Source organism: Planococcus halocryophilus, from assembly GCF_022489025.1.
GTDB classification, from domain to species: Bacteria; Bacillota; Bacilli; order Bacillales_A; family Planococcaceae; genus Planococcus; species Planococcus halocryophilus_A.
In genome coordinates this window covers 1-12380 of record NZ_JAKVTG010000002.1, presented here as the reverse complement: position 1 = coordinate 12380, position 12380 = coordinate 1, and the positions used below count along the sequence as shown (strand labels likewise).

Here is a 12380-nt window from a genome sequence, read left to right as displayed (position 1 = left end):
CCTTTGTCTCTGAGGAGCTCAATTGAATACTTGGCATTCAAGAGACTCAAATTTGCGACGAGTGACGCTGTGCTTTGTAAGATAGTTTTATTGTACAAGAAGTTCCATATGAATGATGCAGAATATTTAAGAAAATACAGAAATTTTACATATATTGAGTAGCTACTAGCGATTTGTTGAGTCTAAGTAAAGCTTCGTTTAAAATTGAGAAAAGAGAAAGAAGGGGTAAATGTTGAAGTTGATTTCGTGGAATGTTAACGGCCTTCGGGCGGTTATGAAAAAAGGCTTTATGGATTTTTTTACTGAAGTAAATGCAGATGTATTTTGCTTGCAAGAAATTAAATTACAAGAAGGACAAATCGAAATGGACCTTCCTGGTTATTATATGTATTGGAATTATGCTCATAAAAAAGGATATTCAGGTACCGCGATTTTTACAAAACAAAAGCCGTTATCGATTCAATACGGATTGGGTTTAGAAGAGCTCGATACAGAAGGCCGAATCATTACACTAGAATTCGATAATTATTATGTAATCACCGTTTATACGCCAAACTCTCAGCATGGCTTGTTGCGTTTGGCCTATCGGTTATTGTGGGAAGAGGCTATTTTGTCATTCGTAAAGTCACTAGACAATCATAAGCCGGTACTTTTATGCGGAGATTTAAACGTGGCACATGAAGAAATCGATTTGAGAAATCCAAAAGCTAATAAAAAGAATTCTGGCTTCACCCCGGAAGAACGTGGGAAGATGACGCAGTTTTTAGAAAGTGGATTTATTGATACGTTCCGTCATTTCTACCCTGAAGAAGAAGGACATTATTCTTGGTGGTCGTACCGATCTAACTGCCGCGAGAAAAATGTGGGATGGCGAATCGATTATTTCTTAGCATCTCAACGACTAGCACCAAAATTTCAAAGTGCGAAAATACACAAAGATATATGGGGTTCTGATCATTGCCCTGTCGAGTTACAAGTAGAATATTAAAAAGGACGTAGAAAAGCATACCGCTTTTCTGCGTCCTTTTATTTTGGTTTTTAATAGTTTCACGTGGAACTATTGTAAATTCATGACACGATGAGTCAAACGTTTACAATTGTCTTGATCGAAGTAATCGAAATAATCGGTTGCTTTTGGGTACCATTCATTCCAAGTGATTTTTTCTTCGACTATTTTTTTTAAGTAATCGTAAACGTGGTCGATAGAGTTTGCTTTATACCCAGATAGATCGGTATCCATGTTTAAATAGGCTCCACGTTTTTCTAAATATTCTTGTTGATCAAACATATAGAAAATAATCGGTTTATTTAAGTAAAGAAAATCCCACGATACACTTGTGATATCCGTTAATAACATATCGTTTTGATCAATGGATTGCGCAATTGTTTGTTTATTGAAATCGAGGAATGTAACACGTTGTTCATCGTTAGATAGATTTGTGAAATAGCCTTCAAATTTTTTCATAAATGGATGCAGCGCAATATTTAACCGAATGTCATGTTCCGCTAACAGTTTTTGAATGCCTTCATGCTGCAGTAAACCAGTCGTAGTTTTAAAATAAGGACTATCGATAAATTCTTCTTTTGTTAAGTCGAAAAGCCATTCGCGCCAAGTCATCATCATCAAAATATTTTTAACTTCTTTAGCGGGTTGTTGAGGCGGGTACCGATCAAACCGAGGAAAACCTGTGATAATCAATTTATGCTCGGGCATTTTCCATTCATGTAGCTTTAAGTTGTATTCATATTGAGAAGCACAATTAAAATAATCGGTTCTTTTTAATAAAGGAATATCTTCTTTTTGAATGAGTATTTTCTTAAATCCTTCAATACCATGGCTAATGTGAGTAATGATTGTTTTGCGGTTAAGAAAAAGAAATTTATCTGCTGCTGGAGCGATATCGTAAAGAAGAGAATGTCCATGAAACGTATAGTCAGCTTGGAAAAAAAGTAAATAGTTTTTAAAGCTCCCAAGCGGTACCGCATTTTCGATTTTTTGATCTTTGGCATACGTGGTTTTCGGATCATACATCCAGTAAGCAGTCACTTGTTCTTTATGGTTGTTTAGTAAGTATTTATGGTAAACTGCGGCATTATCTTCATATTTTTCCCCTAGATTTCCTCCTATCAAAACAATTTTCTTTCTGTCTTTCTTTTTCGTAAACAAAGACAGGGTATAGGCAGCTGACACTTTAAAAAATACACTTAAGGCATCTAAACGGCCTTTTTCCTTTAACTCTACACTCATTTAAAACCCTGCTTTCTGCTAGTTATCATTTCTTTAGTTTTTCATATAATGTGTACTTTGTCTATTTTGACTTCATGTAAATTATTGAGGTTTACTTGGGCAATTAGCGCATTGAACGCACGTAAGAAAAAGCCGGCGAGCCATCAAGGCATATCGGCTTGTAAGACCTATTTACGGAGGTCTGAATTTAGTGAGTTAGACATCCGATTTCTGATTTCTTAAAGAAGAGTGGTTAACACCAAATACATTTTCCACATCAATTAAAAAAGAGATACCTTTGCCAGGAGCGTTCAAATCAATAGCCTCTTCAATACTTTTAACCACTTTTTCAGCATAGCTATTGGGGATTAATGTAAGTACGATATCTTTTTCAGGGTCAATGGTAAAGTTCATAAATTTTTGCTGTTCGTTGACACCTGTCCCGCGGCCATTTAAGATGGTGCCGCCTTCTGCACCCGCTTCTGCAGCAGCTTTCACAACAGCTGCAGAATCCCCTGAATTTACAATGGTTACAATTAGTTGGAAAGCTGTCATTTCAGAGTCCAAATTGATTAAACCTCTCTTTCTTTTCCGATCGTCTTGACGATGGGATAGGTGGGGTACTCCGAGCAATTTACTCAAATGAATTGTAAATCCAAGACCGTGACCAGACTTACCCAAGCTGCCTGCTGAAGATACGGCTTTTGCTATAGCCGTTTCATTGTCGCCATCTAATGCAAATAGAATAATATCTTTTTCGTGAGTTACAGGTAAGCCGAGAAACGTTGGTTTTTCGTTTCTTCCCATTCCTTCTCCGTATATAATAGTCGCCCCATCTACTCCAGTTTTTTTTGCTGCAGCAATTACATCGCGTGATTGGCCTCTTTTAACGATGGCGATCATTAATCTATGATTAAGAATCATTTGGTTTTCCCACCTTTTTTAGTGAAAATTATGCCTAGTATAAGTACCGCTATGATTGGAGTAAGAGCGACAAGAGCAATCATGCCAAAACCATCAGTCATTGGGTCGCTCCCTTTAATAACAGAAGAAATCCCTACGGTGACAGCAACAAGAAAAGTGACTGTCATAGGACCGGTTGCGACTCCTCCTGAATCAAAAGCAATGCCAATAAAAGTTTGGGTTGAAAAAAACACCAGTATAAAGGCCAATAAATAACCAGGAATGATGAAATACCAAAGCGACCAACCCGTCAAAATTCGTAACATGGATAAGGCGATAGAAATGCCGACTCCCATGGATAACGTGTAAAGCATCATTTTCCGAGAAATATAACCGCCTGTTTCTTGGTCGACTTCATCTGTCATAATACTAACTGCCGGTTCAGCAAAAGTAGCAGAAAAGCCAAGGACAAAACCAATCGGGATTAAGACCCACTTATAATCTCGACTGCCTAGCCTTTCTCCAATCATTGTTCCAATAGGCATAAAGCCGACATGAACTCCTTGGATAAAAAAAGAAAGACCAAAAAAGGTCAAAATAAACCCAAGGCCAACCTGCAGGACGCGTTGCTTAGGTAATTTTAACAAGAAGATTTGAAAAGCTGCAAAAAACACCAACAAAGGAAGTAGCGCAATACTCACTTCTAGCATGACCGTTTGAAATCCTTGGAAAATTTGGATGTTCACCTGAATAACACCCCCAGCAACATAACTGCCAAGATAGGACCGATAGATGCAAGGCCGATTAACCCGAATTTCTCACCAGAGTTCTCAGTCTCGAGGCGCAAAACAGATGCAACACCAATCCCGAGCGCTAAAATGAAAGGAACTGCCATTGGGCCTGTTGTCACACCTCCTGCATCGAACGAAATCGCGATAAAATCTTTTGGAACAAAAAAAGATAATAGAAAAACTAAGGTATAACCACCGAAGAGCAAGTAATGGAGAGGAATTCTAAAGATGGTGCGAACCATCGCTAATGCTACGAAGATAGCGAGTCCAAGTGAGACCGACCAAATCAGGATTGGGGCACTGACAGTCCCTTCAGACGTCTCTTCGATTTGTTTTGCGAGGATACGGACGTCGGGTTCTGCGATTGTTACTACAAGCCCAAGCAAAAACCCTGTTGCGATAATAAAACCGACTTTCTTTGTGCTGGGAAGTTTTCTACCGATCATTTCGCCAATGGGCAAGAGCCCGGCATTCACACCTATAAGGAATAAGAAAAACCCAACGCTAACAAACGCGACCCCAATAAGAAACTGGATTAACGCTTCAAAAGGAATTCGGATAAAAATAAGCTGCAATAAAATGACAACGGTGGTAACCGGAAGGATTGCGGCGGCAACTTCTTTAAAAGTGTCTCTCACATTTTCCATCGATTATCCCTTCTTAAACTCTTTTTCTCTCACTATTCCCTATCTCTATTTTTGGTAAACTTTTGCTTTATTGATAAAAAAACGTCGTTTAAATTATAGTTGATTGGCTTTGTTCTATCGAAATTGTTCGGAGCGAATTTCTCTAACTAAAAAAACTACAAACAACTCGAATCAAACGAGTATGTCTATAGTTTATGAATAGAGCATTTGTTTATTTCTTAAATAACTTTTCCAGTGCGTCTTCTGTGGAAGCGTTGGCTAGTTTAACGTTCGATCGATAAGCTGCTCGTGTTAGTAAGTGACCTGATACAGGAGCTGTTAAAAAGACAAACGTTATACCGAGCAGAAGTCGAACGCTGATAAAGTTTTCTGTTGCCCAGAAATAAATAAATGTGCCAGACAATGATAACAATACAGCCAACGTGGAACTTTTAGTAGCTGCATGTGAACGAGTGTAAACATCTGGCAACCGAATAATTCCGATCGCACTAATGACCGCCATCATACTGCCGATTAAAATGAGGAAAACCCCGAAATATTCACCGATTATGTTTATGCTCAACGATATCGCCCCTTTCAACAAAGCGCGCTAACGCAAGGGTACTGATAAATGCCAGTATCCCAACAATTAGGATGACTTCGAGAAATGCGTGTGTACTGAGAACGACGGAAAATACAGCTACACCTGAGATCAGATTCACGCCAATCATATCCAGTGCTACTACGCGGTCTGGCATGGAGGGACCGCGGATAATGCGATACAATGCCAAAATGATGGCTAGGATAAAAAGAGAGAGGGCAATCGTCAATATTGTATCAATCAATTTCTCGTCACCTCCATAATTGCTTTTTCAAATACCTTAATAGACTTTAATACAGAATCTCGAGAACTTTCTACATCCATTGCATGAATATAGAAAGTTTTTCCGTCAGGCGATACTTCCATAACAACAGAACCAGGGGTCAAGGTTAGTAAAAGTGCAAGTGTCGTTAGTTCGTAATCACCTTCCATACTATGTTCATAAGTGAAGATACCGGGTTTTATTTTTAGTCGTGGGCTTAAAATTTGTTTCATAATTAGCAGACTGGATTGGAAAAGTTCTGAAATGAAAATAAATAATAATTTAATAGTGGAATACAAACGCAATAAGTAAAACTTTGTTCCAAAGAAACGATGCATCAAGAAAAGAATTCCGATTCCGATTAAGTAACCCGTCAAAAAAGTTGTGGCATAAAAAGCATCTTCATCCATCAACAAAGTCCATAAGAACGCAATCGTCATATTTAATAGAAACTGAGCCGGCACTCTAATTCACTCCTTTCAATAGATGGTGGATTACTGGATTTTACCTAATACAGCATCAATATAAACGCTAGGGTTTACTAATGTTTCTGCAGCATCGGTTACATAAGGAGACATAATTTCTGTGCCCAAGCCGATAAGAATTGTTAAACCGACTAATACTAAGCACGGGATTAATACACCTCTGCGTAATGGCAACTGCTCTTCTTTACTAACAATGGTTTCGCCCCAAAAGCAATTCTTAAAAACACGAAGCAAAGAGTAAAGGACAAAAATACTTGATAGTAAGGACAATGCCAACAATACATACGAACCGTTGTCGATAGCAGCACTCGAAATTAGGACTTTACCGATAAAACCGCTGAGCGGAGGAATACCGGCAAGTGATAGCATGGCAATAAAGAAGGACCACCCTAGTAAAGGATAGTTTTTCATAAGACCACTCATACCTGCCATTTTTGACGTGCCGCTTAATGTAATCATGGTCCCGATAAGTAGGAATAGCAGAGCTTTTGCTACCATATCGTGGATGATGTAGTAAATAGACCCTTCAATTGCAGCGGGCGTTGCAATGGCTAATCCGACTAATATAAATCCAACTGCAACGACAACGTTGTAAGCGGCAATGCTGCGAAGATCATTAAAAGAAATCGCTCCGAGACTTCCGCCAATTAAGGTCAGTGCAGCCATAATGCCGATGACAGTATGTGTGATTTCTGGCTGATGGTGAAAAATCAGTGAAAAAACACGAAATAGAGCATAAATGCCGACTTTGGTCAGCAATGCACCGAAAAGGGCAGAGGTGACAATAGGTGGCGAACTATAAGAGCCTGGCAACCAGAAATAAAGAAGCAAGCCGGCTTTTAAACTGAAAACAATTAAAAAGACGATACTGATGGTAGTTAGTAATGGGGTTTGCCCCACTTCCGCAACACGGTCCGCCAAATGCGCCATATTTAAAGTGCCGATAGCTCCATAAAGAAACGCTAAAGCAACTAAGAAAAACCAAGAAGAAACGATGTTAATGGAAACATACTTAATCGCTTCACGCAGTTGCCGTTTGGAATTACCTAAAGTCAGTAATACATAAGAGGACAATAACATCACTTCAAAACAAACAAATAGATTAAACAAATCACCGGTTAAAAAAGAACCATTAACACCGGCTATAAGAAACAGCACGGTGGGATAAAAATACATGGTTTGCAGTTCTTTGCTAGTAGAAATAAGAGCGTAACTCAAACAAATAGCCGTAATAATACTAGACGTCAGTACGAGCAAAACAGCAAAGGAATCAGCGACAAATAAGATGCCAAAAGGCGGCTCCCATCCACCAAAGTCCAGTCGGATAATACCGTCTGTTTGAACCTTTTGCAGAAGATATCCTGAAATACCAGCGGTTAATGCCATGGCAATTAAACTGATCCAAGCTTGAATTCGACCGTAAGTCCGTAGGAATATAAGTAAAACACCTACAATAATCGGGAGCAGCATTGGAAGAACTAATATATTATTCATCATCAGAACCTCGCATAGCCCCTAAATTATCGGTTCCCAATTCCTGATAGGCACGGTAAGCAAGGACAAGTATAAATGCCGTAACAGCGAAGCTAATGACAATGGCCGTTAAAATCAAGGCTTGAGGCAAGGCATCTACATAATTGACGGCTTCTTCTCCGAGTAATGGGACAGTTCCAAGTTTTAAACCACCCATCGATAAGATGAGAAGGTGGACTGCGTGAGATAAAATGGCTGTCCCTAATATGACGCGAACGACGTTTTTGGATAAAACAAGATAGATGGCGACCGTGGTAAGGACGCCGACCAAAACAATGATCAATGATTCCACAGGCTACTCATCCTCACTTATACTAAGAATAATATTCACGACAACGCCAATTACAGTTAATGCGATACCGGCTTCGAATATGGTAACAGTGGCCAATTCGGTTTTTCCGAAAATCGGCAAATCAAAATATCCGAAACTTTGACTTAGAAAAGCACCGCCTAAGAACATTGGCGCTATTCCGCTCGTCATGGCGAGTAATACGCCAAGCCCAGAAAGTTTTTTGAAATCGATCGGCAATGCCTCACTGACGGTTTCTGAATCGTAGGATAAGAACATCAATACAAAAGCAGACGCAATAACTAAACCACCAATGAATCCGCCACCTGGTTGATTATGTCCGGAAAAAAACAAATAAATGCCGAATGTTAAAATGATTAGAACAACAGCTTTTGATACCGTTTTTAATATCACATCATTGATGTTCATCTTTTCCGGACCCCTTTCCAAGCTTTAGGCGAATTAATGTATAGACTCCGAGACCAGCAATAAACAACACAAGAGATTCAAGCATCGTATCAAAGGCTCGGAAGTCTCCCAAAATCGCATTGACAATATTGTCTCCACCCGTAAGTTCATAGGAATTTTCAAAATAACCTGAAATGCTGTCGAATAACTTTCCGCTATTGACGGTCAAGCCGATTAACGTGATGGTCACGCCAGCACCGATAGCAATCAGGGCATTTCGAAGTTTTGTTCGTTTTGACGAGTCTTCCGCTGTCCATTCCGGTAAAAAAAGAAAGCATAACAGAAACAATACAGTTGTAACGGTTTCGATAACAAGCTGTGTTAGTGCCAAATCTGGTGCGCGGAAGAGAACAAAGAAAATAGCGATTGAAAAGCCTAAAACCCCATTCAATAAAATTGCAGCAAGGTGTGACTTAGCAAACAGGATGCTAATTGCCGCAATCGCCATCACCGCTGCAAGCAAACCTTCATAAACACTAATAGGCGAGTCTGAAGTCAAATCAATGGATAGTGCTCCGGTGTATATGAGAGTGCCTCCAGCTATTAAAATAAAGAACATAAAGATATAAGCAAAATAAGAAGGTAAGTGGCCTGTCATATAATGCGTAGTAATCCAGTTAGATGCTTTTTTCAAATTCTTCAGAAATGAGTTGTAAACAGCGGTGAAAGTCCATCCTGCTGGTTGAAGGCGGATGATTTTAATCCAACTGCGTAAAGTAAGGAAAAGAACTGTTCCGATAACGACAATACCTAAGGTCATAAATAATTCTGTATTAAAACCGTGCCATGCAGAAATATGAGGAGTAGCACCAGAAATTCCTGGGAGTATGCCGTTCAATGCAGGTCTCAATAAATAGTCGCCCAACAAGTTTGGCGCAAAAAACAAGCCAATAATGAATACGCAAAGTATAGCTGGAGAAACGAGCATCCCTAACGTTGGTTCAACGGGTTTTCTATCGGCCTTTTTCAAATGAGGTGTCCCAAAAAAGGTGCGGAATACGAAAATCATACAGTACACAAAAGTGAATACCGAAGCGACCCACGCAATAATTGGAATGACTAACCCCCATGTTGGTGCGCCAAATACAGGAAGTCCTGCCGCATTAACTGAAGCTGTGAAAAACATTTCTTTACTTAAGAAGCCATTTAAAAATGGTAGTCCAGCCATTGAAAAGCTACCAATCACAGCAAATGTGAAGGTGATTGGAAGAGCGGCCATTAATCCTCCCAATCGCCGTATGTCGCGTGTTCCGACTTGGTGATCGACAATTCCAACTACCATGAAAAGGGCACCCTTAAATGTGGAGTGATTGACCATATGGAAAAGGGCGGCAAAAATAGCTAAACCGTATAATGCTCCTTGTTCACCATCACCAAAGTGCAAAGCTGCTGAACCAAGACCAAATAAGCTCATAATCAAGCCCAATTGGCTAATTGTTGAATAAGCTAGAAGCGCTTTTAAATCGGTTTGTCGGACAGCGCAATACGCTCCCCAGAATAAGGTGACAAGGCCGACAAGTGTAACTGTCCAAAACCAAGCGGCATTGCCAGCAAAAATTGGAGTAAAGCGGGCAACTAGATAAATACCGGCTTTAACCATTGTGGCTGAGTGTAAGTAAGCACTGACAGGTGTCGGTGCTTCCATTGCATCGGGTAGCCATATATGAAAAGGGAATTGTGCCGATTTAGTAAATGCACCAAGCAGTATTAAGAACATTGCTGGATAAAAAAGTGCATGATCTGTATATTGGGCAATCGTAGCAATAATTTCCCGGATGCTAAAAGTTCCAGTCATAGAGTGCAACATTAAGAATCCAGCGAGCATGCCAAATCCACCAAACACTGTAATCAATAATGATTTCTGTGCTCCGTAACGTGAATTTTTACGATGGTACCAAAAAGCAATTAATAGGAAAGAAGAAATACTAGTTAATTCCCAGAAGACATACAATACAAGGAGGTTATCAGATAAGACAATCCCCAACATTGCGCCCATAAAGAGCAGTAGGTAGGCGTAAAAATGCGGAAAAGAATCGGATGGTGATAAATAGTAGATAGAATAGAGAACGACAAGAGCTCCCATACCCGTGATTAGTAAAGCCATGATTAAACTGAGACCGTCAAGGTAAACGGTAAAGTTAATGCCTAGTGAAGGAATCCAATGAACAGTTTGCATCAATATATCACTATTAGAAATAGCGGGGATTTGGGCTGTGAAAATGCTAAACAAAACAAGCGGAACAAGCAGTACGAGCCAGCCAAGGTGAATTGATCCAACTCGGTTATGTATAAGCGGGATAAGGGCAGAAAAGAAAAAAGGGATTAGAATGGTCAAGATCAATAGGTACACAGCAAAACCTCCTGTATTAGACTAGTTAAGTAATTTTAAATGTAAAAGTGAAGAAGCGGGTATATAATGAGGACAAAAGGTTTACGCTTGGCCCGTCTTGTACTATAGTAAGGGTTCGTAAAGCAATCAATCTAAATTATACAGGAAATCAGTCTGATTTTCATTTGTCAGCTAATGCCGACGGGGAATCTATAGAGCGTGAGCTGACTAAAAACTCCGAGAAAGCCTGGAACACTTGATTTCCTCTATTGGAAGAAGTATAATTTCATAGTTTTGAATGTCGATGTATAGATTATATTTTCAGTGAGGTGAACATAGATGAAAAAAATCAGAGGACGAATGGATGAAAGTATTTTGGTATGTGTTTTTTACGGGCCGAATGGTGAACGGTTGATCAATCGGGGTAATAAGCTTGCTACTATGCTGGATTGTCCGTTGTATATTTTAACGGTAGATTCAAGGTCTGTTGATGAGTTTGATGCTGAAAAAATCTCTTATATTGAAAGATGGAGAGAGCTTGCTGAAGAATATGATGCTGAGGAATTTATTGTTCGTGATAATGAAAAACGCCCGACTGCAAAAGTCATCGGGGATGTTGCGCATGATTGCAATATCACGCAAATTGTCATGGGACAGACGGCGAGAAGTAGATGGGAAGAAATCACAAAAGGTTCATTCTTGAACTTGTTGCTTCGTGAAATTCCATTTGTAGACTTGCATGTTGTTTCCGTAGCGCGCACAGTTAAAGGCGTTGAAGGTGACGAGTTTGAAAAAGGTGTACGCTGTTACTTGATGAAAGATGACGATAGTTACAAGGTCAACTTTACACAATCGAAAAATTGTCAGCTTGAAGGGATTTTCTTTAAAGAAATCGGTACCGATTTTGATAACGGAATCTTTAAATTCATGCACGACAATAAGATATATCAAGTTGAAGTAACAGAAGATCGAATCGAATTGCCTGAAATCATTGATGAATGTTTAGGGAAAGAATTAGTGAAAAAATAAATACACCACAACAAAAGACTGCTTCTTCATTGGGGCAGTCTTTTTTGTATGTAGGAGGAGGGTACGTCATGAGGAAAACGAAAAGGTTAACACCACTGCTCCCAAAAGAATTAGAGATGCAGTCTTTTGTTGAAGCATTGGATGATCATTACATAAGCAATTGCCGAATTTCACAAGAAACTATTGACTTGAATATAGAGGAAGCGCTACATATAGACAGAGTTGTATTTGAAAACGTCACTTTTCTTGAAACCAGTTGGCCACGTTCGGAGTTTGTTGATGTGGTTTTTTTAAATTGCGATTTATCAAATATGGACATGAGTCGTGCAGTTTTTCATCGAACTGAATTTCGGAACTCCAAATTGATGGGGGCTAATTTTGCAGAAGCAGGAATTCGTCATACGCTTTTTGAAGAATGTATTTTAAACTATGCCACATTTGGTTTTACCTTATGCAATACTGTGAGCTTTGTTTCTTCTTCTATGCGGTTTGCAGACTTTTATGAAATGGAACTAAAGAGCAGCGAATTTCGGTTGTGCGATATGAATGACATTAACTTTACGCAAACAAGTCTGAAAGGAATCGACCTTAGCACCAATACGTTTGAAAGCATTCAAGTGTCGATAGATAAACTTCAAGGATGCACCGTCTCCACGGACCAAGCAATCGCTTTCGCTCGTCAAATGGGAATGATTATAGCAAATGACTAATATTATAGAAGGAAATTTTAATGAGTCGTGGTCTCCTGGAACAATTATTGAATGATCATATCCTTGAATGAAGCGAAATGAAATGAGATAATTTTTCGAATAACTATAAAAACCCCGACAGTTTTGA

Annotated in this window: 14 protein-coding genes; 3 read left to right on the top strand and 11 right to left on the bottom strand. The window is 39.3% G+C overall.

Going from position 1 to position 12380, the window contains the following annotated elements; genetic code table 11:
* The first annotated feature begins 232 nt into the window (after positions 1-232).
* A complete protein-coding gene (locus MLE13_RS02970) occupies positions 233-988 on the top strand; it encodes an exodeoxyribonuclease III (RefSeq protein WP_240748275.1) in 756 nt (251 codons plus the stop codon).
* 69 nt (positions 989-1057) lie between these two features.
* On the opposite strand, the gene MLE13_RS02965 is transcribed toward MLE13_RS02970, so the two are convergent.
* From MLE13_RS02965 to MLE13_RS02915, 11 genes are all read right to left on the bottom strand, one after another.
* Positions 1058-2248, bottom strand: coding sequence for a CDP-glycerol glycerophosphotransferase family protein (locus MLE13_RS02965; RefSeq protein ID WP_240747973.1), 1191 nt, complete (start codon positions 2246-2248; stop codon positions 1058-1060).
* A 195-nt stretch (positions 2249-2443) separates the two neighbouring features.
* On the bottom strand, positions 2444-3151 hold the full coding sequence (locus MLE13_RS02960; protein ID WP_240747972.1) for a P-II family nitrogen regulator: 708 nt from the start codon (positions 3149-3151) through the stop codon (positions 2444-2446).
* Entirely contained in the window at positions 3148-3876 is a 729-nt protein-coding gene (locus MLE13_RS02955) for a DUF1538 family protein (RefSeq protein ID WP_240747971.1), read from the bottom strand. The genes MLE13_RS02960 and MLE13_RS02955 overlap by 4 nt, the downstream gene beginning before the upstream one ends.
* Positions 3873-4568 (bottom strand): DUF1538 domain-containing protein, encoded by a 696-nt coding sequence (locus tag MLE13_RS02950; RefSeq protein WP_240747970.1) that lies wholly within the window; start codon positions 4566-4568, stop codon positions 3873-3875. The genes MLE13_RS02955 and MLE13_RS02950 overlap by 4 nt, the downstream gene beginning before the upstream one ends.
* A 211-nt stretch (positions 4569-4779) precedes the next feature.
* Positions 4780-5130, bottom strand: coding sequence for a Na+/H+ antiporter subunit G (locus tag MLE13_RS02945; protein ID WP_240747969.1), 351 nt, complete (start codon positions 5128-5130; stop codon positions 4780-4782).
* The gene (locus MLE13_RS02940; protein WP_008498305.1) at positions 5108-5392 is read right to left on the bottom strand and encodes a Na(+)/H(+) antiporter subunit F1; all 285 of its coding nucleotides are present in this window, start codon (positions 5390-5392) and stop codon (positions 5108-5110) included. Before MLE13_RS02940 ends, MLE13_RS02945 begins: the two co-directional genes overlap by 23 nt.
* Entirely contained in the window at positions 5389-5874 is a 486-nt protein-coding gene (locus tag MLE13_RS02935; RefSeq protein WP_240747968.1) for a Na+/H+ antiporter subunit E, read from the bottom strand. Before MLE13_RS02935 ends, MLE13_RS02940 begins: the two co-directional genes overlap by 4 nt.
* A gap of 30 nt (positions 5875-5904) precedes the next feature.
* Entirely contained in the window at positions 5905-7389 is a 1485-nt protein-coding gene (locus MLE13_RS02930) for a Na+/H+ antiporter subunit D (RefSeq protein ID WP_240747967.1), read from the bottom strand.
* On the bottom strand, positions 7382-7720 hold the full coding sequence (locus MLE13_RS02925) for a Na(+)/H(+) antiporter subunit C (protein WP_240747966.1): 339 nt from the start codon (positions 7718-7720) through the stop codon (positions 7382-7384). Before MLE13_RS02925 ends, MLE13_RS02930 begins: the two co-directional genes overlap by 8 nt.
* Before the next feature lie 3 nt (positions 7721-7723).
* Entirely contained in the window at positions 7724-8146 is a 423-nt protein-coding gene (locus tag MLE13_RS02920; RefSeq protein WP_008498308.1) for a Na(+)/H(+) antiporter subunit B, read from the bottom strand.
* A complete protein-coding gene (locus MLE13_RS02915; protein ID WP_240747965.1) occupies positions 8133-10535 on the bottom strand; it encodes a Na+/H+ antiporter subunit A in 2403 nt (800 codons plus the stop codon). Before MLE13_RS02915 ends, MLE13_RS02920 begins: the two co-directional genes overlap by 14 nt.
* Positions 10536-10853: 318 nt before the next feature.
* On the opposite strand from MLE13_RS02915, the gene MLE13_RS02910 reads away from it, so the two are divergent.
* Together MLE13_RS02910 and MLE13_RS02905 are read left to right on the top strand one after the other, a co-directional pair.
* Positions 10854-11543: a universal stress protein gene (locus MLE13_RS02910; protein WP_240747964.1), complete on the top strand. Its 690-nt coding sequence runs from the start codon at positions 10854-10856 to the stop codon at positions 11541-11543.
* Between the two features lie 68 nt (positions 11544-11611).
* Positions 11612-12253, top strand: a complete 642-nt coding sequence (locus MLE13_RS02905) for a pentapeptide repeat-containing protein (protein ID WP_240747963.1) — start codon at positions 11612-11614, stop codon at positions 12251-12253.
* Positions 12254-12380: the final 127 nt, after the last annotated feature.